Genomic DNA, 24011 nt, shown 5'->3' with positions numbered 1-24011 from the left:
GTGCTTTGGGAGATACTTGGTTGCCAGGCTTGAGGATGACCCGAATCCGGTGGACGATCATTGCGCTTTTCGTCGGCGCGATGGTTCTGAACTATCTGGCGCGCTCGGTCCTTGGCGTCGCTGCGCCGGTCGTGCTGGAAGAGCAGGGCATAACCAGCGAACAATATGGCTGGATCACCGGTGCCTTCCAGCTTGGCATCATGCTTCAGCCGTTGGCCGGATACTTCCTCGACAGCGTCGGCCTGCGCGTCGGCTTCGCGATCTGCGCAGCGGCGTGGTCGCTCATCACCATGGCCCACGTCTTCGCCTCCGGCTGGTTGAGCTTCGCGGCCTTGCGCGGGCTGCTGGGCCTTGCCGAAGGATCGGCGCAGCCGGCAGGGCAGAAACTCGTCGCCACCTGGTTTCCGGCGCGTGAGCGGGGTACGGCCGGCGGCATCTACAACATCGGTGCATCGTTCGGCGCCGTCTTCGCCCCGCCGCTGGTGGCGTGGGCCGTGCTGGCTTACTCCTGGCGTGCGGCTTTCGTGGTGGCCGGCGGCTTCGGGCTGCTGTGGGTCATGCTCTGGCTGTTCTGGTATCAGAGTCCCGACCGGCACCGTCACATCGCAGAGAATGAGCGGGAACTGATCGCCAGCGGGCAGGAAGCACATCTCGCCGCCACCGAGCGACGCCCCTCGATCGCGCAGATCCTGCGCCGCCGCAACCTCTGGGGCATCGCCCTGCCGCGGCTGCTGGCTGATCCTGTCTGGGGCATGCTGTCATTCTGGATGCCGCTTTACCTTGCGCGGGTTCACCGTTTCGACCTGACGCAGATCGCCATCTTTGCCTGGCTGCCATTCCTTGCCGCCGACCTTGGCTGCCTGTTCGGCCCGGCGGTGGCGTCAGCGCTCAACCGGCGCGGCGTCGACCTTGTCGATGCGCGGCGTTTCGCTTTTACGCTGGGCGCAGTGATGATGACCGGCATGGCCTTCGTCGGCATGGTCAGCAGCCCTTACGTTGCCATTGCGCTGCTCTGCCTTGGCGGATTTGCCCACCAGACGCTGTCGGTCACTGTCATCACCATGGCGTCCGACCTGTTCCGCCGCAACGAAGTGGCCACCGCCGCCAGCCTGGCGGGCCTTGCCGCCAATCTCGGCGTCCTGATCTTCTCGCTCCTGCTTGGCGGGCTGGTCGACCGCGTCGGCTATGAACCCTTTTTCATCGTTCTGGGCTTGCTCGACCTTTTCGGCGCGGCCCTCCTCTGGACCCTGGTGCGAAAGCCCGCATGACCCATTTCGCCAATCCTGTTCTCCGTGGCTTCAACCCCGATCCTTCGATCGCCAGGGTAGGCGACGACTTCTACATCGCGACGTCGACCTTCGAATGGTATCCGGGGGTGCAGATCCACCACAGCCGCGATCTTGTTCATTGGAGAACCGCGGCACGCCCGTTGCACCGGCCCAGCCAGCTCGACATGCGCGGCGATCCCGATTCCTGCGGCGTTTGGGCGCCCGACCTCACTCATGCGCATGGCCGGTTCTGGCTGATGTTCACCGATGTGAAGCGCTATGGACAGACCACCGTCAGCGGTGCCACCGGCGCGTCCCTGCGAGACTTTCACAACTATCTCGTCACCGCGAAAGAGATCGATGGCGAGTGGTCCGATCCGGTTCACCTCAACAGCAGCGGGTTTGATCCCTCACTGTTTCACGATGACGACGGGCGGACGTGGCTGGTGAACCTGCTGTGGGACCATCGCCCCGGCCGCAGCCGGTTCGGCGGCATCATGGTGCAGGAGCTCGATCGCCAGACGATGCGCCTTGTTGGCAAGCGCCGTCTTGTCTTTGGGGGAACCGAGCGCGGCTTTACAGAGGCCCCGCACATCTACAAGAGCAATGGCTGGTATTACATCCTCGTGGCTGAGGGCGGTACGGGCTGGGACCATGCTGTGGTCATGGCCCGGTCGCGCGATCTGTTCGGGCCTTACGAAGTCCATCCCGATGGTGCCGTGCTGACCTCGGCCGGGCGCCGGGAGGGTAATCTGACGCGTGCCGGTCATGGCGATCTTGTCAATCTGCCAGATGGCAGCACCTGGATCGCCTATCTCTGCGGTCGACCCTTGACCGGTCACGAACGCTGCGTTCTCGGGCGTGAAACCGCGGTCCAGCCGATGGTTTGGGGCAACGATGGCTGGCTGCGGACCGTCGCGGGCGACGGCGCGCCCGACCCGGCACCGCCGCTCCCGCCGTTGCAGGCCGCCCCCGAGATCGCCGATCCAGACTGGGATGGCAGCTTTGAGGCAGGGTGCCTGCCGCTTCCTTTGCAATGGCTCCGTACTCCCTGGCCCGAGCGCCTGTTCAGCCTTTCGGCGCGGCCGGGCTGGTTGCGGCTCTATGGTCGAGAGACGATAGGCAGCTTCTTCGAGCAGGCGCTCGTCGCGCGCCGGCAGGAGCATTTTGCGTACGAAGCCAGCACGTTGCTCGAGTTCGATCCACAGGATTTCCAGCAGTCCGCGGGGCTCGTCTGCTATTACAACAGCACCAAGTTTCACTACCTCAACGTTACCGTCGAAGGGGAGCGCCGCCAATTGCAGGTGCTTTCCGCGGTGCCGAACGAGGAGACGGCTGCGCACGTCGTCGCCGAAGAGCTGCCCGATGGCCCGGTCGAGCTGCGCGTCGAGGTTTCGGGGCCTGATCTTCGCTTCAGCTGGCGTTGCGGTGATGATGAGTGGATCGAGTGGCCGCATGTTCTCGATGCCAGTGTACTGTCGGACGAAGTATCGCTGCCAGGCCTGCCCAACTTCACCGGAACGTTTGTCGGCGTTGCTGCGCAGGATTTGTCGGGTGACGGCGCCCATGCCGACTTCCACTTCCTGCGATACCGCGGGAACGACCTTTCCTGACCAAGGCATTTGCCAGGTATCGTTATTGCCAATCTGTGTTAACGTACAACCACGTTCGAACAAGGATATGTCTGATTTAATATGAAGCAGGGCAGGGGCCGGGGCCAGGACCAGAGTGGCGATAGCGAACGCCAGCAGCGCGGCGCCACCGTGATCGATGTGGCCGCACGCGCCGGTGTCTCGGCGATGACCGTGTCGCGCGTCATCAACGGGCAGGGCAGGGTAAAGGCCGAAACGCGCGAGGCGGTGGAGAGAGCGATCGCTGAACTCGCCTATGTTCCAAATGTTGCCGCCCGCAGCCTCGTCAGGTCGACAGAACTGCGCATCGGCGTAGTCTATTCCAACCCCAGTGCCACTTTCATGAGCGATTTCCTGACAGGGGTTTATGAAGAGGCATCGGCGCGGGGGGCGCGGCTTATCCTGGTCAAAGGCGAGGGCGGCCAACCGCCATCCGAGGAATCGCTGCGCGAACTGGTCCGGTCTGGCGTGCTTGGTGTGCTGGTTACCCCTCCGCTGGGGGAATCGCCCCGCGTCTTGCGCATCCTTGGTGAGGCAGGACTGCCTATCGCCGCGGTGGGTGCCTATGGCACGACCGGCGTGATCCGCGTTCGCATTGACGACCGCAAGGCCGCCTGTGAAATCACCCGCCTGCTGATCGGCCTTGGCCATCGCCGCATCGGCTTCGTCCTTGGCAACCCCGACCAGTCAGCCAGCGCCGAGCGCATGGCCGGATTTCACGACGCGGTGCGCGAGGTCGAGGGCGTGGAGACGATGGTGGTCGCAGGCGACTACCGCTACGAATCCGGTCTTGTGGCCGGCGAACAGTTGCTAGGCAGCGACAACCCACCCACCGCCATCTTCGCCAGCAACGACGAGATGGCCGCCGCTGTCGTTTCGGTGGCGCACCGCCGCCAATTGCACGTGCCGGATGAACTCACCGTCGTTGGCTTCGACGATACCACCGCCGCTGTCATGCTGTGGCCGCCGCTCACCACCGTGCATCAGCCCGTCCATCGCCTCGCCAAGGAGGCGCTGGGCCTGCTGGTGCGGAAGATTGCGTCGGGCGCGGACGGGGCCGCCGAGGGGCGCGACGTCATTCTCGATCACGAGATCGTTGTGCGCCAGTCCAGCGCGCCGCCTAGCGGCGGGTCAGCCCGCGGATGAGCGTGTTGGGCAGAAACGAGTTGTCCCATTCCGCGCTGCCGTCTTTGGGTGCAGGAGGCGTCGGCCCCACTCGCAGGGTGATCAGTCGATACTTCGGGCTGATCGCCACGATCTGGTTCGAGTTGCCATCGAACAGGTACAGCTCAGGATCAAGATAGGGTTCGGAATGAAGCACTTGCGGCCCCAACGTGCCCGGAGCACCGAAGCCGCGACGCAGGCGATAGGGATCCCCGATCCAGATGCCGAGGCCGAAGTTGGGATTCTGGGCCGTGCCTTTGCGCATTTCAGCGACATAACCCTTTGGTAGCAGGCGCTTGTTTTGCCACTTGCCATCGTCGAGCAGAAGCACGGCCATGCGCAGGTAGGTATCTGCCGGCAGAAAAGTGCAGCAGCCGGAATGGGCAAGGCCGCCCGGCTTGCCGACCCAGATCCTGCCGCCTTGCGCGCCTAGCGGAGCAAGCACTTCGCGGCTGAGAAAGTCGCCATAGCGCTGCCCGGTCGCCCCTTCGATGACCATCCCGACAAGGTCGCTCGGCGCATTGGCATAGGAATAGCGCGTGCCCGGCTCATAAGGCATCGGATAGCTCTCGATGATCCGCTGGCCGAAGTCGTTGTCGAGCAGAGCAGAATTGTAGGGATGCGCAGGGTCGGGGCTGAACCCTTGGTCGAGCATGCCTGATCGCATGTCGAGCAGATAGCGGATGGTGATCTTCGCTTTCGGCGTACCTTTTGCCGAAGGGATGAAATCGGCAATGGACTGGTCGAGGGAGCGGATCTTGCCCAATGCCATCGCCCGGCCGACCGCAATGGCGGTCAGCGGCTTCGACAGCGACTTGGAGACCAGAGGCGTTCGGGCATCCACCCCCTTGCCGTACCATTCGTTTTCAATCCGGCCATCGCGCCAGACGATGAAGGCGCTGCTGTTCATCGCTTGCGCATAGGCGCGCGCCTTCTCGAGAGCCTCGGGCGCAATGCCGCTCTGTTTCGCGCTTGCCTTCGGCAACGGTTTCCAGCGGCTGGTACCGGCGAGAGGTTCCATGGGGGCATAGGGAAAGTTGCCCGGGTCCTTGATGAAGACGGCAAGGCGCTCGTCAAAGACTGCGCGCGAGTCGGACCAGTTGGGCTGTGCCACCGCATTTGTGCCGATAATGGCAAGAAAGAGACCGGTTTGCGCAATGCGTAGTGCAATACGAGTTGGTTTCATGCCCATTCCCCATTCTGCGGCCTGATCCTCGGCGTTCTGCGCCGTCGGCCGCGTCTGCAGTTCTCCGATTTTCTGCGTGAATGTGCGCGCTCTCCGTCGCTTGCCCTGCTTTATCACCGCAAGGCGGATAGTTTGGTGGCTTTCGCAACCTCCCGCAGCGGCCCGGTCCATACCCCGTATCAGAAGTTAGATTGGAGTCCGCTGGATATGACAGGGGTTGAACGGTGCCAGGTGGCGATTGTCGGAGCTGGTCCCGTAGGGACGGTTCTGGCCACGCTGCTGGCCCAGGCGGGGGTTGATGTGGTCGTGCTCGAATCGGGCGAGGACTGTGCGCAGGATCTGCGTGCGTCCACGTTCCACCCGCCGACGCTCGAAATGCTCGATACCATCGGCATCACGCCGATGTTGCTGGAAAAGGGCCTGAAGGCGCCGGTCTATCACTGGCGCGATCGCAACACGGGCGAAGTGATCGATTTCGATCTCAGCGAGATCGACGACGTCACCCGCTATCCTTTCCGCATCCAGTGCGAACAGTATCATCTGTCTCGCGCGCTGGCTGGCGGCCTGGAAAAATACTCGAACGCCAAGATGCATTTCAGCACGCGCCTGCTGACCTTCAAGCAGGATGAAAGCGGCGTCGATCTGTGGGCTGAAACGCCCTACGGCATCAATCGCCTGCGTGCCGAATTCCTGATCGGGGCTGACGGCGCCAATTCGATCGTGCGCAAGTGGCTCGGGATCGAGTTCGACGGGTTCACTTACCCGGAACGCTTCCTGTGCCTGTCGACCGACCTTGAGCTGGCCGATCACCTGCCGAACCTGGCCTACGTGAATTACGTGTCCGATCCCAAGGAATGGCTGGTTCTGCTGCGCGTGCCATCGCTGTGGCGCGTGCTGGTGCCGACCGATGGCTCGCTCAGCGATGAAGAGTTGCGTTCTGACAAAATCAAGAACGGCATCTTCGATCGCCTCGTCGGCGATGGCGCTTCGGTAAAGACGGAGCACCGCACGCTCTATCGCGTGCACCAGCGGGTGGCCAAGTCGTTCCGCGAAGGCCGGGTCATGCTGGTTGGCGATGCCGCACACCTCAACAATCCGCTTGGCGGCTTCGGCATGAACTTGGGTGTCCACGATGCCTTCAACCTGTTCGAAAAGCTTGAGCCGGTGCTGAAGGGCAAGGCTGCGATGGAGCCCAGCCTCGCGCTCTATGATCGCCAGCGCCGCGAGGTAACACACAGCTTCACCCAGATGCAGACCAAGGAAAACATGGCCTTCATCAAGGGCGGGCAGGACGGAGCGCACGAAGCGCGTCGCGCCAAGATGCTGGAAATCAAGAACAACGACGAAACCCGCCGCAATTATCTGATGCGGCAAGCCATGTTCGACAGCCTCGCCCAGGCGGCTGCGATCGTTTGATGCGAAGCGGCGTCGCGGTGGTGGGACTGCGGCGCGGCTTTTTCCGGAGACATATCCAATGGTTGACGTCCAGGGTTACCGCGCCTGTCTCGGCGTGATTGCCCCTTCCACCAACACCACCGTCCAGCCCGACATGGAGCGCATGCGCCCCGCCGGCGTGACCAACCACTTCTCGCGCATTTTCGTGGAAGATCCGGTCGCCCTCTCGAATGAGGATTTCATCGCCGGCACGACAGCGATTGCCGAAAACACCATGGACGCGGTGCGTTCCGTGATGACCCTGCGGCCGGAATATCTGGTGCTGGGCATGTCCGCGATCACTTTCTACGGCGGGGTCGAGGGCGGCAAGAAGTTCAAGGCCGAGGTCGAGGAACTGGCCGGCGTAGGCGCGTCGACCGGATCGGAATCGGTGGCGGCGGCGCTGAATGCCTATGGCAACGTCAAGACCGTCAGCTTTGTTTCGCCCTATTACCCCGTCGCCAACGCTGAGGTACGCCGTTTCCTTGAGGAATCCGGCTTTTCGGTGGTGCGCGACGTGCCCCTGCAGTGCAAGCGGTGGACAGACATCGCCAAGGTAACGCCGCAGCGTTTGCGTGAAGTGATCGACCATCTCAACGGTAGCGATGTCGATGCAATCGTGCAGGTCGGCACCAACCTTTCGATGGTCAGCCTTGCTGCCGAATACGAGCTCAAGCTGGACAAGCCGGTGATCGCGATCAACACCGCAACGTATTGGCATGCGTTGCGTACGCTCGGCATTACCGACCGGATCGAAGGCCTCGGAAGACTCCTCTCGGAGATCTGAGGCTACGGGTGCGCGCGCGGTTCTCCCTCCGCAGACGCGCACCCTCAACGCCTTTGGCGGTTGACCTTCACCGAGGCTGGCCGCCGCTGCGCGTCCAGTGCGATCACGAGTTCCGCCCGAGCCGGCATTTCATCGAGAATGTGCCGTGTGATCCGTTCGTAGTACATCACGAAACGGTCGATCGCCTTTCGGTCCATCAAGCCTGAAACGTCACGGCCTTCGCTGGCCAGAGCGCGGCGCAGGGTCTCCTCCTGCTCCAGACGCCACTCGGCCACGACCTCGAAGCCGGGGGCCTGCAGCAGCACCAGCATGTCGAACTTCGAGAAGAACGCCTGATACTGTCCGGCGAGGCAGGCGTTCACGTGGCTCCGCCAGACCGCATCCGGGTCTTCGTCCCGTTCCAGCGCGTTGATGGGAGCGCTGAGCAGGCCGACTTCCTGCGGCCGCGCCCCGATGCACCAGCCTTCGAACAGGACGATATCGACGGGAGTGTCTACCATCCGCCAGTCCTCGTACGGAACCTGGTCGTCCTTCGCCTTGTCAAAAGCCGGCAAGGCCAGGGATCCCGTCCCGCCAAGCGCATCGAGAATGCGGATGCCTGCTGCAACGTCATGCGTGCCCGGAACGCCCCGCACCGCAAAGAGCGGATGGACCATCTCAGCCAGTCGCTGCCGGCCGGCCTTGGGCAGATAGAGATCATCGAGCGACAGCGTTACCGTTTGTAGGCCGTCTTGCTCCATGCGCTCGGCCAGCAGGCGAGTGGTCCACGTTTTGCCGCAACCTTGCGCTCCGCAGATGCCGACCGCGAAGGGACCTTTGCGGTCTTGCGAAAGCTGATCAAGGATCGCTTCGGCCAGAATCTCGACGGTGCTTGTCATGCGGTGTCCCCAAGATGGACACCGATTATCAGGCGCGCCGAACAGCGCCGCAACCTAGAACCGCAGGATCGGCTTTACCACACGTCCCGATTCTGCGGCCGCAAACGCCTCGGATATTTCGTCGAACCTGAACCATTCGACGAGGCGGTCGAACGGGAAACGACCTGCGCGGTGGTATTCGATGAGTTCAGGGATGAAGCCTTGCGGATTGGCGCTGCCTTCGACGACGCCGCGGATCACGCGGCCCGCGCTCATGATGTGGGTGGTGTCGGCCCGCACTTCGGTGCCGGGGGCATAGGCGCCGACCAGCGCGATTTCGCCCCGCGGCGCGAGGGCAAGGATCCCGGCATTTACCAGCGAGGCAATGCCCGTGGTATCGATGATATAGTCGAACCCGGCCGGACAGCCCGCTTCCGCCGCCAGCGCCGTGAAGTCGTCACCACTCCGCAAGGCGTGGGTCGCGCCAAGTTCGATGGCAAGGTCGAGCCGCGCTGGATTGACGTCTATCGCGGCAATCGTTCCCGCGCCAGCGATGCCCGATGCCATGACCGCAGACAGGCCGACCGCGCCCACTCCGATGACCGCGACGCTCGCTCCCGCGCGCACGCGGCAGGCGTTGAGCACCGCGCCCGCGCCGGTCTGGATGCCGCAGCCCAAGGGGCCGAGAAGCTCGATCGGCAAGTCCTTGGCCACCTTCACCGCATTGCGCCGGTTGACCACGGCATGCGTCGCGAATGAAGATTGGCCGAAGACATGGCTATGCACCGGTGCGCCACCTGCGTCGGTCAGCGCGGTCGAGCCATCGGCGCGCGCACCGAAGAAATTCAGCGGTACCCATGCATGGCAATAGGCGGGCGCACTTTCGTCGCAACTGGGGCAATCGCTGCAGGACATGAAGCTCAGCACGACATGATCGCCCACCACGAGATCGGACACGTCGCTGCCCACCGCCCGGACGACGCCCGAACCCTCGTGACCCAGCACCACGGGAAGCGGCACTGGCAGGTGCCCGTCGCGCATCACCATATCCGTATGACAGATGCCGACGCCGCGCATTTCGACGAGCACTTCGTCGGCGCGCGGAGCGTCAATGGTGACAGTCTCGATACTTGGCGCTGCGCCCGCAGTGCGCAGGACTGCGGCCTTGGCGGTGGTCATGTCGGATTTCCTGTGAATGGCAAAAGCGATGGAGGCGAAGCCCCGTCCACGGTTCGGATTTGTGGCGGGGCTTCGGACGATCAGAACTTGAAGCCGACGCGGGCGTACCATTCGCGGGGCCGGTTGTAGCTGCCGAAGTAAACCCCGGCCGCGTCGTTGGCTCCTGCCGAAACGAGGTAGCGCTCATCGGTCAGGTTCGTGGCGCCCACGGTCAGGTCCCACTTGCCGCCTGGTTCGCGGTAAGTGAGGCTGGCGTTGACGATGTCGATCGGCTGGCGGCGCAGCGGAAGATAGCGCGCCACGTCGTTCCACACCGCGCTCTTGTGCGTCCAGTCAGCCAGGAACACCATCGAGCCACCGTTGCCAAGGCCGAGTTCATAGCGCGGCGCCAGATTGGTGGACCACTTCGCGGTCTTTGGCAGCTGTCCGCCAACCACGGCACCTTCGCGCAAGCCGGGGATCGGACCCGCTACGTCGGGGCGCAGGACGCTGGCCGAGAGCGCCGTGAAATAGGCATCGAGATAGCCCACCGAAGCGTTTATCGTCAGGCCCTTGACCGGAGCGACGATGGCCTCCAGTTCAACGCCCTTGATCCGCGCTGTGCCGGCATTGTCGATGGTGGGCGAAGTGCCGACCTGCTGGTTCAACTGGACGTTCTTGTAATTGGTCGAGAAGGCCGCGATGTTTACTTGCAGGCGACGGTCGAGCCAGGTGGACTTCACGCCAACTTCGAAGGTCTCGGCAATTTCCTCGTCGAAATCGGGCGCCACGTTACCTTGCGGGTTGGTCAGTCGCGTGGTCCAACCGCCGGTCTTGTATCCTTCGGAATAGCTGCCATAGACCATCACGTCGTCATTGGGGTGCAGCTGCACGCCGATCTTCGGCGCGAAGTTCGAGAAGGTCTTGCGGTTCATGCCTGGCACGTAGACCCGTACCGGGTTGGTGGGATCGGGATAGGACAGCGCAGCAAAGCAGGGCGGGCCGCCCGCAGCCTGCGGCGGCGCCAGCGGGAAATCGCCGAACGGGAAGATCGTGCCTGCAGCGTTCGCGCAGCCGAACAACTTGTAGTTGCCGCCGTTCAGATCCTGCTGGCCGCCTTCGAACAGCTTCGTCTCCTTGGTGTATCGCCCGCCCAGCGTGATCCCGATCCAGTCGTTAACGCGGAAATCGACCTGGCCGAAGAAGGCGTAGTTCTTGGTGTCGAAGCTGTTGGGGCCATCCACCTGCAGCAAGCCTTCGTCGAAGGTCACGTAATCGTGCAGGTCACCGTCTTCCTTGAAGTAATAGGCGCCGGCCACGAAATTCAGCTTGCCGTCGAGAAGGTTGGACCCGAGCAATTGCACTTCCTGGCTGAACTGCTGCTGGTTCTGGCTGAAGGTCAGCTCAAGCATGGAAAGCGGCGAACCGTCGAGGTCTGACCCCGCCTTCCAGTCGGTCTTGCGGTAGCTGGTGATTGAGCGGACCATCAGGCCTTCGGCAAGGTCATACTCCAGATTCCCAGCAAAGCCCCAGGCACGCAGCTTGTTGAGCGTCGGACCGGTGGCATAGGTCTTGTCCGGATCGCCGGTGATGAAGCGCCCATCCCATGGCAGGCGATTGTTCGTGGGGTCGGCATCGGTGTTGACGCCTGCCAGCGAACCCAGGAGGCGACCGGGGTTGACGCTGGTGCCGCGCGCGCCACAGATCGCGCTGGCGCCGCGTGCGGCGATCTCCGCCTGTGTCGAGCCGATGCAGAAATTGTAGAGCCCGGCGAAGAGGAAGCCGCCGGCCGGATTGATCGGGTTGATGCCGGTTCCGGGCAGGGGGTTGGTCGGGGCAAACGGTCCCGGCGGGAAGGACACGCCGAGCAGCGAGTTGTTCTGGCCTGAGGAATCCTGATTGGTGTAATCACCCGAAAGCGTTGCGCGGAAGGCACCGCCATCGTCCCACCGCAGCTTGCCGCGCAGGCTCATGTTGTTGTCCGCGCTCTGGCGCGATGACGTCGAGTAGTCCGCGTTGTTGAACGAGGTGAAAGGATCGGAATTGGCAATAGCGCGCATTTCCGCCGCGCTTCCGTTGTAGGGGATACGCTTCTGGAAGCCGCTGCGGCTGGTGACCGCGCCCGTCAGCGAGGCGGCAAGGCTGTCCGTCAGTGGCAGGTCCAGCGTGGCGCGGGCGCGCAGCAGGTCGAAGCTGCCAGTGGTAAGGTCACCGGTCAGGCGGAAGTCCTTGCCGGGATTGTGCGTGACGATCGAGATCGCACCGCCGATGGTGTTGCGCCCGAACAGCGTGCCCTGCGGTCCCTTCAGCACCTCGATGCGCTCTACATCTGGCAGGTCCTGGTTGGCGCCGACGGTACGGGCCAGGAATACGCCGTCGAGGTAGATGCCGACGCCTGGATCGATGTTGAACGCAAAGTCGTCAGAACCGATGCCGCGGATCGTTGCGGAAAGCACGGCCGACGATCCCGAGAACGGCGTGCCACCATCAAGGTTGACGTTGGGCGCGATGCCGCTCAACGCGGAAATGTCGGCAACGGCGCGTTCCTTCAGCGCAGTGCCGCCGAATGCGGAAATCGCGATCGGCACGTCCTGCACGTTCTCGACGCGCTTCTGCGCGGTGACGACGATCTCCTCGATGCCGCCAGCATTATCGGCCTGCGCGGTTTCCTGGGCAAACGCCGGAACCGCCAGAATGGATGCAGCAAGCGCAACGACGCTAGCCGAAGTGAATCGAGCCTTCATGCAGAACCTCCCATGTTTATGGGATCGGTCTAGCTGTCCGTTTCAAAGCTGCATGTCCCAGCGCGCAGGAAACCGGACGGATGCGCAAGGACCTGTCAGTTCATGCGGCGATAGTGGCTGGGCGTTGTGCCGAAGTGCTGCTGGAACCGGCGGGCGAAGTGCGCGGGATCGGCAAAGCCGCATTCCATGGCAATGGTGGTGACGCCCGCACCGGGCTCGCTCACCAGCCTCCTTGCCGCGCGGTGCAGGCGGCGGCGCATGATCAAGGCGCTTGGCGTTGTTCCGGTACTGGCAGCAGCGGCCTGTAGCGTGCGCAGGGGAACGCCAAGGCTCTTCGCCAGAACCGACGGGGTGAGGTCTGGATCGCCGATCCGTTCAAGGATTACGGCTTCGGCGCGCGTCAGGAGGAAGTGACTGGGCGCTTCCGTCACTTCGCCGCTGCCCTCGATGCACGAGGCAATGATGTCGCCAAGGATGCCCGCGTGCATCTGCCAATGCGCATCGGGCAGAGTCTCGGGCGCTTCCTGCCACAGCGAGGACATGTAGCGATGGGCAAGCCGGGTTGAAGGCAGTTGGCCGGAAATGCGCTTTGCGACGAAATCGTCGATATTGGGCATGCGCTCGGCCAGCGTGCGGCGATCGAACTCCACCACCATCATCTCGTGCGTCGTACTGGTGTCGAAGCGATAGAACTCCTCGGCTGCGCACAGTACCATGTCGCCTTCCGTCAGATCGACGGTGCGGCCACGCTGTTCGAGCCGGGCTACGCCGCGCGTCAGTAGGTGCGCGACGAGCGTCTGATCGGTGGGCCGGGTATGCCTTTCGGCATGGCGCGAGATTACGGCAGCGCGCGAATAGGGGCGAACCATGCGCAGCGTTCCCATCTGCCACACGGTCAGTCGCGCGTCGAAGCGGTCGCGCGGGGCGTCGACGACCATGCCGGTGTAGGTCGAGGCGATCAGCTCGTTCCAGTAATCGAGCCGATCAACCGGAGCAAGTTCGCGCGTGCTGAGAACTTCGAGCATGGTTTTACCGCCGGTTTCAGGACTCTCCGGCAGCATTGTTATAGGATATAGCAACGCCTGCCAAGCGTCCGCTTGTCAGCCCAGCTTGCGAAGCGGTTCAGATCCGTCCCAGTCTTTCGCGGCGTCCTTGATCATCTGGAAGATGGCATCGGCGCCGGTCATGTTCTGGAGCAATTCGATCACGTGGCCGGGGCCCTTTCCGGGATCGACGTAGATCACCTCGCCGTCGGCACCGACTTTGCCCTCCACGAGAATCTCGGCGCCTGCTTCGGCGCAGGCGGCTCGGGCTTCTTCGATAGAATCCACAAAGATGCAGATGTGGTGGAGACTGTCGGTCACCGCGTATTCGCCGGTGTAGATAGAAGGCTCGCCGTTTTCCGGACGGATCAGTTCGATCTGCACATCACCCCAATAGGCGATGGCGATGGAGAACACCGCGCCCGTGGGCACGCCCTTGTACTTGGCATCCCCGAGCGCGACGTTCTCCATCAGGTAGAACGGGCCGACGCCCATCGTCTCGGTCCAGTATTTCACCGCCGCGTCGAAATCCTGCGGCAGGTAGGCGAGTTGGCCGACAGGGCCGAGTTTGGTGATCGCGCGGGTCATTGGAAAAGGCCCTCCGGTGCTTCGAGCAGGCCCTTGAGCGTCTGCAGGAACTGCGCCCCTGCTGCGCCATCAATGGCACGATGATCAACCGACATGGTCAGTTGTATGCGGGTCTCGAAGGCGATGCCGCCATTGTCCGCCTCCACCGCGACGCGATTGGCTCCGCCGACGGCAAGTATCGCACCCTGCGGCGGGTTGATGATCGCATCGAACTGTTCGATCCCGAACATGCCGAGGTTGGAGACGGAGAATGTGCCGCCATCCATGTCCTCATAGCCAAGCTTGCCTGCTTGCGCCTTGTCGATCAGCGCGCGGGTGGTCGCCGCGATCTGGGCGATGTGCATGCGGTCTGCCTGGCGGACAATCGGAGTCACGAGGCCCTTGGGGCTGGCCACGGCAATGGCGACGTCTGCGTGCGGGAACGAATGCACGCTGTCGCCATGGACCTGTACGTTGACGTCAGGGTGCTTCACCAGTGCCAGCGCCACGGCCTTGACGATGTAATCGTTGATCGACGCCCTGGTACCGAGAACGAGGTTCGCCGTCTTGCGCAAGTCCATCAGCGCATCGACCGAGGCCGAGACGCGCAGGTAGAAATGCGGGATGGTCTGCTTGGCCTCGGTGAGGCGCTTCGCCACGACCTTGCGCACCTTGTCGAAGGGCTGGACGCTCGGCTGGTTGACAACGAGTTCGAACGGCGCACCGAAGACTGGCGCAGCGGCCGTGGTCGGCTTGACCAGCGCTAGCACGTCGGCCTTGGATATGCGGCCGCGCGCGCCGGTGCCCCTGATGGAGGATAGGCTGATCCCGTGCTGCGCGGCAATGCGGCGGGCGAGGGGGGAGGCGAACGCCTCGGGGCTGTCCTCGACAAGTTGCGCGCTGCCCTTGTAGGATACCGCGCGTTCGGGGCGCAAAGCCTGCACCACGTCCTGGTAGGTAATGCGTCCGTTGCGGCCCGACCCTTCGATCGGCTCGATATCGACGCCTTCCGCTTCGGCGAGCTTCAGCGCTTCCGGGCTGATCGCACGGTTGGTGACGATCTTCTTGGGCTCGCGCGCCGGTGCCTGGGCAGGTGCAGCAGGTGTCGCTGCCGCCGGGGCCGGTGCAGAACCACCGCCCTTGGCCGCAACCGAGGTTTCGGCGGGCTTGAAGCCGGCGATGAACTCGTCGACCTCGGCGTCGCTGGTATCGGCATCGGCGAACACCGCCAGCAGCGCCCCCACCGGGTGCGCTTCGTCGCTCGCCGGGGTCAGCAGGCGCTTGAGCACCGCATCGTATTCAGCCTCGACCTCGTTGGTGATCTTGGCGGTTTCGATCAGGCACAGGACTTGGCCTTTGGAAAAGGCCTCGCCTTCCTTGACCATCCATTCGGCGATCGTGCCCTCGGTCATCTCGATGCCCCACTTGGGCATGCAGAACGGGCGGATATTGGCCATGTCGCGGCTCCTCAGCGGTAGCCCAGAACCTTGCGCACCGCCGCCTCGATCTTGTCGATCGAGGGGAGGTAGGCAGATTCCAGCTCGCGCGCGAACGGGATGGGGGTGTGCGGCGGGTTGACCGACAGCGGGGGCGCCTTGAGGCTGGCGAAGGCCTTTTCAGCTACCAGCGCGCAGATATCGGCCCCGAGGCTGCAGCGCGGCGGCGCTTCGTCGACGACAACGAGGCGACCGGTCACTTCGACGGAGTCGAGGATCGTTTCCTCGTCCAGCGGGCTTGTGGTGCGCAGGTCGATTACGTCGCAGCCGATGCCCTCGGCGGCCAGCTTGTCCGCCACCGCTTCGCAGAAGCCGAGAAGCAGACCGGTCGAGACGATCGTCACGTCCTGCCCGGCGCGGGAAAGGCGGGCGTGGCCGAACGGAATCATGAAGTCCGGATCGTCAGGCACTTCGCCGCTGACGCCATAAAGCGCCTTGTGTTCAAGGAAGATCACCGGATCATCGTCGCGGATTGCAGTGCGCAGCAGACCCTTCACGTCGGCAGGAGTGGTCGGCAGCACCACCTTGAGGCCGGGCATGCCGGTCAGGATCTGATGCACTGCCTGGCTGTGCTGGGCAGCGGCATTATAGCCCGCGCCATAGGCCATGCGGATCACCGCCGGGCACTTGGTCTTGCCGCCGAACATGTAGCGGAACTTGGCGATCTGGTTCCAGATCTGGTCGAGAGAGACGCCGATGAAGTCGGCAAACATCAGCTCGGCAATCGGGCGCTTTCCCGAAAGCGCAAGGCCCGCAGCCGCACCCATGATTGCGCTTTCCGAAATGGGCGTGTCGATCACGCGGTCCGCGCCGAACTTCCCGAACAATCCGGTCGAGGTCGACCAGATGCCGCCGATGGCCTCGGGGCCACCGGGCGTGCCCATGCCGCCGACAATGTCTTCGCCCAGGCACACGACGTTCTCGTCGCGCTCCATTTCCTCTGCGATCGTCGAGACGACAGCGTCGCGGTACATCATTTTTGCCATTGGTCCGCTCCCTCGTCTCAGTACGAAATGTAGACGTCGGTCAGGACGTCTTCGGCGGTGGGACGATCGGCAGCCTTGGCTTGCCGGACGGATTCCTCGATGGCCTCCAGCACTTCGGCGTCGATCTTGTCGAGGTCTTCGCCTGCCAGCAGCTTGGCCTGGGTCACGCTTTCGCGGAACTTCTTGAGGCAGTCGCGCTCCTCGCGGATGCGGTCGAGTTCGCCCGGGCCGCGGTAGCGCTGCGGGTCGCCCTCGAAGTGGCCAAAGAAGCGCTCGGTATCGAATTCCACCGCCGCTGGACCGTTGCCGGGAACGCGCACGTAATCGAGCACTTCGCGCATGGTTTCATAGACCGAGAAGAAGTCGGTCCCGTCCCCGCGCCACACCTTCATGCCGAAGGCTTCAGCGCGGCTGGCGATGTCGCCATTGGTGCCGACCGCATACTGATAGCCGGTGTGCTCGGAATAGTGGTTGTTCTCGAACACGAAGATGGTCGCGGCCTTGGTAACCACGGCCATGTTCATCGCTTCGAACGTGGTTCCCTGGTTGCACGCGCCGTCGCCCGAGAATGTGATGGCGACCTTGCCCTTCCCATCGATCTTGGCGGCGATCCCGGCGCCTACCGCGATGGGAGCGCCCGCGCCGACGATGCCGTTGGCGCCGAGCATGCCCTTGTCGACGTCGGCAATATGCATCGAGCCGCCCTTGCCCTTGCACAGGCCTTCGCGGCTGCCCCAGATTTCCTTCATCATTCCGTTCACGTCACAGCCCTTGGCAAGGCAGTGGCCGTGGCCGCGATGGGTCGAGACGATCTTGTCGTCATTGTCGAGATGCTCGCACACGCCGACCGCGACGGCTTCCTGCCCGCAATAGAGATGAGTGAACCCGGCAATTTCGCCGGTCTGGATATCGACGTGCAGGCGTTCCTCGAATTCGCGGATCACCTTCATCTGGCGATAGGCGCGCAATAGCGCCTCACGGCTCAGTTGCATCCTCTTCTTCCTTTACAGTCCGAGCACAGTGCGCGCGATGATGCTTGCCTGCACTTCGTTGGTTCCGCCGAAAATTGTCCATGCCCGGCTGTTGAGATAGCGCGCAGACGCGACCTGCGCGCCCTCTGCGTGGATCGGTGCCGGGGCATTGTCGCCATAAAGCGGCCGCGCCAGATCGAGCTGGAGGCCGGCCGGGCCATAAAGATCCACTGCCAGCAGATCGACGTCCTGACGGAGGTTGGAGGCCAGCAGCTTGCACAGCGAGGTTTGCGGTCCGGGCGGGCGACCCTTGGCGATCTCCGAGAGAATCTTCAGCTCGATCATCTCCAGGCTCTGGATGCCCAGTCGCACCTTGGCCACGCGGCGCTTCCAGTCAGTGTCGTCAGCCAGCCTGCCGCCACGCCCATCGGGCTCGTCCTGCGCCGCCTGTTCGATCTGGGCAAGGTCGTATTCCAGCTTGGGCGAATGGCACGAACCACCGCGCTCGTTCTCGAGCAGGAACTTGGCGAGCTTCCAGCCATCACCTTCCTCGCCGACGCGGTCCTCGACCGGCACGATGGCGTCTTCGAGGAACACCTGGTTGACCTCATGGTCACCGGCCAGCGTCAGCAGCGGCCGGACCGAGACGCCGGGCTGGTTCATGTCGACGAGCAGGAACGAGATACCTGCCTGCTTCTTCACGCTGGCATCGGTGCGGACCAGCGCGAACATCTTGTTGGCCCAGTGGGCGTGCGTGGTCCAGATCTTCGATCCATTGAGCTTGTAATGCGTGCCATCTTCGGAAAGCACGGCACGGCACTGCAGGCTGGCAAGGTCAGAGCCTGAGCCGGGTTCGGAAAAGCCCTGGCACCAGTAATCCTCGCCCGACAGGATCTTGGGCAGGTACTTCGCTTTCTGTTCGGGCGTTCCGAAAGTATAGATCACCGGGGCGACGAGCTTGAGACCCAGCACCGTCAGGTTCGGTGCGCCGGCAAGTGCACACTCCTTTTCGAAGATGTAGCGCTGCGTGGGCGTCCAGCCCGTGCCGCCCACGTCCTTGGGCCACTGATAGGCAAGCCAGCCCTGTTCGTTCAGCACCGCGTTCCAGCGCTGGCCGATGTCCGGTTCGACGAACACGGTGGGCGACATCGCGGCGCCATGCTTCACTTCTTCAGGCAGCTTCTCGGCCAGAAAGGCGCGCACTTCGTCACGGAAGGCCAGTTCTTCGGGAGAAAGATCGATATCCATAACTGTCAACGCTCGAGAATGGTAACGGCAGAGACGCCGGGGGCGCCATAGACATGACTGTATGCGGTCTTGGGATTGCCGGGAACCTGCCTGCCGCCGCCATCACCGCGCAGCTGGACGACATTCTCGTAGACCTGGCGCAGGCCCGATGCGCCGATCGGCTCACCACAGGCGAGGCAGCCGCCATCGGTGTTGACCGGAAGGCTGCCGCCAATCTCGGTGCGACCTTGCGCCAGCCATGCTTCCTGATCGCCGTCCTTGCAGAAGCCGTTCTCGGCCATGTGCATGATCTCCGCGCCGCATTCGGTGTCCTGCAGCTGGGCAAGGGCAATGTCTTCGGGCCCGATACCGGCCATGCGGAAGGCATCGGCGCTGGCGATCTGCGTGGCCGTGGCCTTGCCACCGCCGATGTCGATCGACGGCGCAAAAACCTCGAAGCTCTTCGGCGGGCGGGTGCGCATCGTCGCAGCCTTGAGCCGGACCAGCGGCTTGCCCAGCTCGCGCGCCTTCTTCTCGCTGGCCAGGATCAGCGCGACGCCGCCCTCAGCCGGAGAGCAGAACATGTATTTGGTATAAGGGTCCGAAACGAGCGGCGCCTCGAGAATGGTCTCCATGTCCACCGGTTCGCGCCGCCAGGCGTGGGGGGCATGCACCGCATTGCGGAAGGCCTTGTTGGCCACGCGCGCCAGGCTGGTCTGGCTGATGCCGTGTTCGTGCATGTAGCGCATGATCTTGGCCGCAAAGAACTGCGTGGTGATCATGTAGCCGGCATCGCCATACCATTCCGGCAGGTTGTATTCCGAAGGCAGGGCATTGAACGCGCCGCGCGGGTGCTTGTCGAAGCCGACGGCAAGCCCGATGTCGAACTCGCCGCTCTTGATCGCCATCTGGGCAGAGAACAGCGCCGAGCCTCCCGCCGCACAGCCGTTGCGCACGTTGATGAACTGCACGCCGGTCAGGCCCAGGCGCTCGACCATCGTATCGGGATTGCCAGCCGCGTCCGAACTGCCATAGGCAAACTGGATCTGCGGCCATTCGATCCCGGCATCGGCCAGCGCCTCGCGCACGGCATATACGCCCTGTTCGAGGCCGGACAGCCCATCGGTGCGACCGAACGGGTGAATGCCGACGCCAACAATGCAGACATCGTCGCTCATGCCGCATCTCCTGCAGGCCGGAAGGCGGGGATCATCACCGGATCGGCGGCATCCGGATCGAGCGGTATCATGGTCAGTTCCAGCGGCATGCCGATGCGGATGTCTTCGAAGGCGATGTCGGTCAGGCGCGATTCCACGATCACTTCGCCCGGCAGCTCGACGTAGGCGACGGCCCATGGGCGAAAGGCCTCGGGGCCCTTGTAGGGTGGCGATTTCGGGCGATAGCGCTGGATGGTGTAGGACCACAGCGTGCCGGTGCGTGACAGCACGACTCGATCGTACCGGTCACCAGTGGGACAGGGAAACACCACGCGGCCCGAATCACGCTCGCGCCCGCCGATCAGGTGCGGCGGGTTGTCCTCGGTAATGAGCCCTTGGGCGATAACGTGCATTCCACTCCCGTCCGTGCAAGTCCGGAGGCCTGATTCCGGTTTCCTGCACTAGACCCGTCGAAGCAGCATTTGCCGACTCTGCAAAACGCTAGGGTGGGCAAAACGCTAGGGTCAGCAAAACGCTAGGGCAAGCAAACGGACAGGGGCGAGCGCATTGGTCGAAGTTGGTCCAGCAGGCGCGGAATTTCGCTCTTGAGGTTGAAGAAGCCCTTGCCGCAGTGGGGCCAGCACAGGCGGTCCCACGTGCGCTGGTGTTCGGCAAGGACCATGCCGTTTGCGGCAAGTCGTGATCGCAGCGCGTCAAGCGCGGCAGCGACCGGACCGACGGGGGCAAAGCCGGTAACCACCTGCCTGCAGCCGTGAAGCGCGGCGAAAGCCACGGGATTTGCGACCCCGACAGGACATTGCCAGTGAGCAGCAGCACGAAGGGCTGCGTCGTCGAGTGCCATCCGGTCCCACTCGTTGGCCGCAAGATCGTCGGCAACAACCACGGCGCGCACGTCAAGATCTGGCAGGACAGTTTCCAGCGAGCAGTCTTCAGGCGTCAACAGGACCAGCGTGGGCAGGGCAGGGTCCAGGGCAATTGCCGTGCGGAGCGGCGTTCGCGGCAAGGGTGAAGCCGCCTCGGGAGTGCGCGCCACTCGGGCAAGGCCTTCGGGCCTGAACCTGCCCCCGGTCATCGCCGCGATCCGGTCGGCATCGGCAAGATAGGTCTTGCCCGGCGTGTGCAAGCCCGCCACCCATCGCCAGCTCAGCGTATTGGAAGCAGGGTCTGCATCGACCAGCTTCTCTAAGAACCACTGCGCACCCAGTTGCCAGGGCAGGCCGAGCGTGAAGATCCAGATCGATGCAACCTGCATCCGCGCCCAGTTGTGCAGGTAGCCAGTCGCCGCAAGCTCACGTGCCCAATGGTCGAAGGCATCGATGCCGGTGCGGCCTGCCATCGCCTCGGCAATCATGGTGCCGGGATGAAACGCGCTGACATCGGCGAGGTATGCGCTCCACACCCCGGGGCGCTGCTCCAGCCAGCCCTTCCAGTAGGTCCGCCAGAATACCTCGGCAAGGAACTTTTCGCACTTGTCCAGCCGATGCGCCGCCAGAACGCTTTGCACAACTTCGTCTTCGCCGATCAGACGGCGGCGCAGCGCGGCGGAAAGGCGGGAGACATTGGCGTGGTTGCCCTGCGGGTCGACGAGATTGCGCCGCGCCGCATAGGCGCTGCCGGCGCGGGGAACGAAACGTTCGAGTCGTTCGAGAGCAGCGGCGCGGGTGAGGGGGAACCTGTCCATGCCCATGGCCTAAACCCGCTGGCAGTAATCCTCGACGTGGCAACAGGGCCGTGTTGCGAGAGGATAGGCGCAGGGGCAGAGCGGGCGAACGATGAAGGAGTCTGCCCGCGTGACCCGAACCACCCTGCCTCCTGCCGTCACCGTCTTGGGACTGGCGGGCTGGCTGCCACAGGCGCTGTGCATCTGGGCAGTAATGGACAAGGGGCCGTATCAGTGGACCGCCAAGGCGGCAGGCTGCTTCTACGCTGCGCTGATCCTGTCGTTCCTCGGTGGGCTGTGGTGGATGGCCGGGCTGCTTGGCGGGGTGCGGAAGTCCGGGCTCTATGTCGTGTCGGTGCTGCCCAGCCTTGCTGCGTGGGCTGCGCTGCTGCCGTGGAGTGAGGGCTGGCACTGGCCGGGCCCTTCGCTGGTTGCGCTGGGCCTGCTGCTGCTGGCCAGCCCGCTGGTAGACCGCAAGCTTTCCGGCGACGTCACTCTGCCGCCGGGCTGGTTGCGTTTGCGGGCGTGGATGGCGGGCGGCCTTGGCATCCTGACCCTGGCACTCGCATCACTGGGCTGATCTCGCACTCACGTTTCGCTTGGTGGAACGCTCCGGAACAGCGCCGATAGCGAGGCGCCCACAGGCGCGATAACTCTTTCGGCAAGCGGAGATCACGCCGCACCGGAGGGGATATATGCCCGATAAGACCACAGCCCTTGCCATCGCAGGGGCAACGCTGCTCGCGCTGGCCGCGCCCGCCATTGCCAGCCAGAAACTGGGCGAGACGCAACCGATCCGCGCGCCGGAGACGGTCTACGCCAAGACCTGCGGCTACTGCCATGGCCGCAACGTCGGCCCGATTATCCTTGGCCGGGCAATCCCGGCGGAGAGCGTCAAGTACATCGTCCGCCATGGCCAGAACGGCATGCCCGCCTTCCGCCCGACCGAGGTGAAGCCTGAGGAGCTGGAAGCTCTCGCCGCCTGGATCGAGAAAAGCGATGCTCGCAAGGGGGAGCACGGACAATGAGCGATCTGAACCTCGACCGTCGCGGCCTGCTTGGCGCAGGCATCATCGGTGCAGCCAGCCTTGGCCTTGGCACCGGCGCCAGCGCAAGGAACCCCGCGCCGCTCGCCCCTCACATGTCCAAGGCAGACTTTGCCGGGGCGATGAAGGCCTTCCGCGCTGTCGTTGGTGCGGAATGGGTGTTCGGCGATGAGGAAGCAGTCGCTCCCTACGCCAAGGTCTATGTGCCAGACCCGGCGAACCGCCACGTGCCCATCGGAGCGGTCTGCCCCGAAAGCGTTGAGCAGGTGCAGGAAATCGTCCGCATCGCCAACAAGTACCGCCAGCCGCTCTGGCCGGTCTCCACCGGCAAGAACATGGGCTACGGGATGACCGCGCCCGCCACGCCGGGGCAGGTCGTGCTCGATCTCAAGCGGATGAACCGCATCCTTGAAGTCGACGCCGATCTCGGGACTTGCCTGCTCGAACCCGGCGTCACCTACCAGCAGCTCAAGGATTACCTGGTAGAGAACAACATTCCGCTGTGGATCGACGTGCCGACTGTCGGCCCGATTGCCTCGCCGGTCGGCAACACGCTCGATCGCGGGGTGGGCTATACGCCCTATGGCGAACACTTCATGTTCCAGTGCGGAATGGAAGTGGTGCTGGCCGATGGGCAAGTCATGCGCACCGGCATGGGCTCGATCAAGGGCAGCACCGCGTGGCAGGCGTTCAAGTGGGGCTACGGACCCTATCTCGACGGCCTGTTCACCCAGTCGAACTTCGGCGTCGTCACCAAGATGGGCCTGTGGCTCATGCCCAAGCCGCCAGTCTACAAGCCCTTCATGGTGCGTCATGGCGAAATGGCCGACGTGCCGCGCATCATCGAGGCGATGCGCCCGCTTCGCGTCTCCAATCTCGTCGCCAACTGCAACCTGATGATGAGCGCGTCCTACCAGCTCGCCATGTTCAAGCGCCGCAACGAGATCGTGCCCGATGGCGCGGTGCTCGATGAGGTGTCTCTCAAGAAGGCGGCCAAGGCCAATGGCCTCGGCATGTGGAACACCTATTTCGCACTCTACGGCACCGAACAGACCGTGGCGGGCGTCGAGCCGATCATCCGCGCCAGCCTTGAGGCCAGCGGCGGTGAAGTGCTCACCGCGGCCGAAATGGGCGATAACCCGTGGTTCCATCACCACGCCACGCTGATGGAAGGCGGCCTCAACCTTGACGAGATCGGCCTGTTGCGCTGGCGCGGGGCCGGCGGGGGCCTTGCGTGGTTCGCGCCTGTCGCCGCCGCGCGCGGCGTTGAGGCCGAGCGCCAGACCGCGCTGGCCAAGGAAATCGTCGAACGCCACGGCTTCGACTACACCGCCGCCTACGCCATCGGCTGGCGCGACTTGCACCACATCATCGCGCTGCTGTTCGACAAGTCCGATGCCGAGCAGGAGAAGAAGGCCGACGCCTGCTACCGCGAACTCGTCACCCGCTTCGGCGCGCAAGGCTGGGCGAGCTACCGCACCGGCGTGAACTCGATGGAGCTTGTCGCCCAGCAGTACGGGGCCGTGAACCGCGAATTCAACGCCAAGATCAAGCACGCGCTCGATCCAAACGGCATTCTCGCCCCCGGCAAATCAGGAATCGTGTAAG

21 protein-coding genes are annotated in these 24011 nt (G+C 63.8%); 8 read left to right on the top strand and 13 right to left on the bottom strand.

The genetic code is table 11. The annotated features are described in order from the left end of the window. Nucleotides 1-35: 35 nt before the first annotated feature. The 3 genes from NJ75_RS14520 to NJ75_RS14510 all read left to right on the top strand — a co-directional run bounded on the left by NJ75_RS14520 (nucleotide 36) and on the right by NJ75_RS14510 (nucleotide 4045). Nucleotides 36-1268 (top strand): MFS transporter, encoded by a 1233-nt coding sequence (locus NJ75_RS14520; RefSeq protein ID WP_082013401.1) that lies wholly within the window; start codon nucleotides 36-38, stop codon nucleotides 1266-1268. Next, on the top strand, nucleotides 1265-2881 hold the full coding sequence (locus NJ75_RS14515; RefSeq protein ID WP_039335678.1) for a glycoside hydrolase family 43 protein: 1617 nt from the start codon (nucleotides 1265-1267) through the stop codon (nucleotides 2879-2881). The genes NJ75_RS14520 and NJ75_RS14515 overlap by 4 nt, the downstream gene beginning before the upstream one ends. Nucleotides 2882-2962: 81 nt before the next feature. After that, a complete protein-coding gene (locus tag NJ75_RS14510; protein ID WP_082013400.1) occupies nucleotides 2963-4045 on the top strand; it encodes a LacI family DNA-binding transcriptional regulator in 1083 nt (360 codons plus the stop codon). On the opposite strand, the gene NJ75_RS14505 is transcribed toward NJ75_RS14510, so the two are convergent. After that, the gene (locus NJ75_RS14505) at nucleotides 4020-5249 is read right to left on the bottom strand and encodes a serine hydrolase domain-containing protein (protein ID WP_169745726.1); all 1230 of its coding nucleotides are present in this window, start codon (nucleotides 5247-5249) and stop codon (nucleotides 4020-4022) included. The genes NJ75_RS14510 and NJ75_RS14505 overlap by 26 nt on opposite strands. Before the next feature lie 207 nt (nucleotides 5250-5456). Between NJ75_RS14505 and NJ75_RS14500 the strand changes: the two genes are divergently transcribed. After that, nucleotides 5457-6665 (top strand): FAD-dependent oxidoreductase, encoded by a 1209-nt coding sequence (locus NJ75_RS14500; RefSeq protein WP_039335674.1) that lies wholly within the window; start codon nucleotides 5457-5459, stop codon nucleotides 6663-6665. A gap of 58 nt (nucleotides 6666-6723) precedes the next feature. Further along, nucleotides 6724-7470 carry a maleate cis-trans isomerase family protein gene (locus NJ75_RS14495; RefSeq protein WP_039335672.1) on the top strand — a complete coding sequence of 249 codons (747 nt, stop codon included), beginning with the start codon at nucleotides 6724-6726 and terminating at the stop codon, nucleotides 7468-7470. A gap of 44 nt (nucleotides 7471-7514) precedes the next feature. Here the strand turns inward: NJ75_RS14495 and NJ75_RS14490 are convergent, their stop codons facing one another. The 12 genes from NJ75_RS14490 to NJ75_RS14435 all read right to left on the bottom strand — a co-directional run bounded on the left by NJ75_RS14490 (nucleotide 7515) and on the right by NJ75_RS14435 (nucleotide 21378). Next, complete coding sequence (locus NJ75_RS14490) at nucleotides 7515-8348, bottom strand: kinase (protein ID WP_052242519.1); 834 nt, start codon at nucleotides 8346-8348, stop codon at nucleotides 7515-7517. A 54-nt stretch (nucleotides 8349-8402) separates the two neighbouring features. Continuing rightward, nucleotides 8403-9506, bottom strand: coding sequence for an NAD(P)-dependent alcohol dehydrogenase (locus NJ75_RS14485; protein ID WP_039335670.1), 1104 nt, complete (start codon nucleotides 9504-9506; stop codon nucleotides 8403-8405). Nucleotides 9507-9586: 80 nt separating this feature from the next. Then, entirely contained in the window at nucleotides 9587-12229 is a 2643-nt protein-coding gene (locus NJ75_RS14480; protein WP_039335668.1) for a TonB-dependent receptor, read from the bottom strand. 95 nt (nucleotides 12230-12324) lie between these two features. Then, the gene (locus tag NJ75_RS14475) at nucleotides 12325-13254 is read right to left on the bottom strand and encodes a helix-turn-helix domain-containing protein (protein ID WP_039335666.1); all 930 of its coding nucleotides are present in this window, start codon (nucleotides 13252-13254) and stop codon (nucleotides 12325-12327) included. 75 nt (nucleotides 13255-13329) lie between these two features. Next, on the bottom strand, nucleotides 13330-13860 hold the full coding sequence (locus tag NJ75_RS14470; RefSeq protein ID WP_039335663.1) for a VOC family protein: 531 nt from the start codon (nucleotides 13858-13860) through the stop codon (nucleotides 13330-13332). Further along, a complete protein-coding gene (locus tag NJ75_RS14465; RefSeq protein ID WP_039335661.1) occupies nucleotides 13857-15296 on the bottom strand; it encodes a dihydrolipoamide acetyltransferase family protein in 1440 nt (479 codons plus the stop codon). Before NJ75_RS14465 ends, NJ75_RS14470 begins: the two co-directional genes overlap by 4 nt. Before the next feature lie 11 nt (nucleotides 15297-15307). Further along, nucleotides 15308-16321 carry an alpha-ketoacid dehydrogenase subunit beta gene (locus NJ75_RS14460; RefSeq protein WP_039335659.1) on the bottom strand — a complete coding sequence of 338 codons (1014 nt, stop codon included), beginning with the start codon at nucleotides 16319-16321 and terminating at the stop codon, nucleotides 15308-15310. A gap of 17 nt (nucleotides 16322-16338) precedes the next feature. Next, nucleotides 16339-17313 (bottom strand): thiamine pyrophosphate-dependent dehydrogenase E1 component subunit alpha, encoded by a 975-nt coding sequence (locus NJ75_RS14455; protein ID WP_039335658.1) that lies wholly within the window; start codon nucleotides 17311-17313, stop codon nucleotides 16339-16341. A gap of 12 nt (nucleotides 17314-17325) precedes the next feature. Then, nucleotides 17326-18540 carry an acyl-CoA dehydrogenase family protein gene (locus NJ75_RS14450; RefSeq protein WP_039335657.1) on the bottom strand — a complete coding sequence of 405 codons (1215 nt, stop codon included), beginning with the start codon at nucleotides 18538-18540 and terminating at the stop codon, nucleotides 17326-17328. 5 nt (nucleotides 18541-18545) lie between these two features. Then, entirely contained in the window at nucleotides 18546-19697 is a 1152-nt protein-coding gene (locus NJ75_RS14445; protein ID WP_039335654.1) for a thiolase family protein, read from the bottom strand. Continuing rightward, nucleotides 19694-20089 (bottom strand): Zn-ribbon domain-containing OB-fold protein, encoded by a 396-nt coding sequence (locus NJ75_RS14440; protein ID WP_039335652.1) that lies wholly within the window; start codon nucleotides 20087-20089, stop codon nucleotides 19694-19696. The genes NJ75_RS14445 and NJ75_RS14440 overlap by 4 nt, the downstream gene beginning before the upstream one ends. A 122-nt stretch (nucleotides 20090-20211) precedes the next feature. Beyond that, a complete protein-coding gene (locus NJ75_RS14435) occupies nucleotides 20212-21378 on the bottom strand; it encodes an FAD-binding domain-containing protein (RefSeq protein ID WP_211257945.1) in 1167 nt (388 codons plus the stop codon). 91 nt (nucleotides 21379-21469) lie between these two features. Between NJ75_RS14435 and NJ75_RS14430 the strand changes: the two genes are divergently transcribed. The 3 genes from NJ75_RS14430 to NJ75_RS14420 all read left to right on the top strand — a co-directional run bounded on the left by NJ75_RS14430 (nucleotide 21470) and on the right by NJ75_RS14420 (nucleotide 24010). Next, nucleotides 21470-21937, top strand: a complete 468-nt coding sequence (locus NJ75_RS14430; protein ID WP_082013398.1) for a DUF3429 domain-containing protein — start codon at nucleotides 21470-21472, stop codon at nucleotides 21935-21937. A gap of 115 nt (nucleotides 21938-22052) precedes the next feature. Further along, nucleotides 22053-22385 (top strand): c-type cytochrome, encoded by a 333-nt coding sequence (locus NJ75_RS23395; RefSeq protein WP_052242517.1) that lies wholly within the window; start codon nucleotides 22053-22055, stop codon nucleotides 22383-22385. Next, nucleotides 22382-24010, top strand: a complete 1629-nt coding sequence (locus NJ75_RS14420; RefSeq protein WP_039335651.1) for an FAD-binding oxidoreductase — start codon at nucleotides 22382-22384, stop codon at nucleotides 24008-24010. The genes NJ75_RS23395 and NJ75_RS14420 overlap by 4 nt, the downstream gene beginning before the upstream one ends. The last annotated feature ends 1 nt before the right edge of the window (nucleotide 24011 follow it).

It is taken from the genome of Novosphingobium subterraneum, assembly GCF_000807925.1.
GTDB classification, from domain to species: domain Bacteria; phylum Pseudomonadota; class Alphaproteobacteria; order Sphingomonadales; family Sphingomonadaceae; genus Novosphingobium; species Novosphingobium subterraneum.
This window is presented reverse-complemented; position numbering and strand designations above follow the sequence as displayed.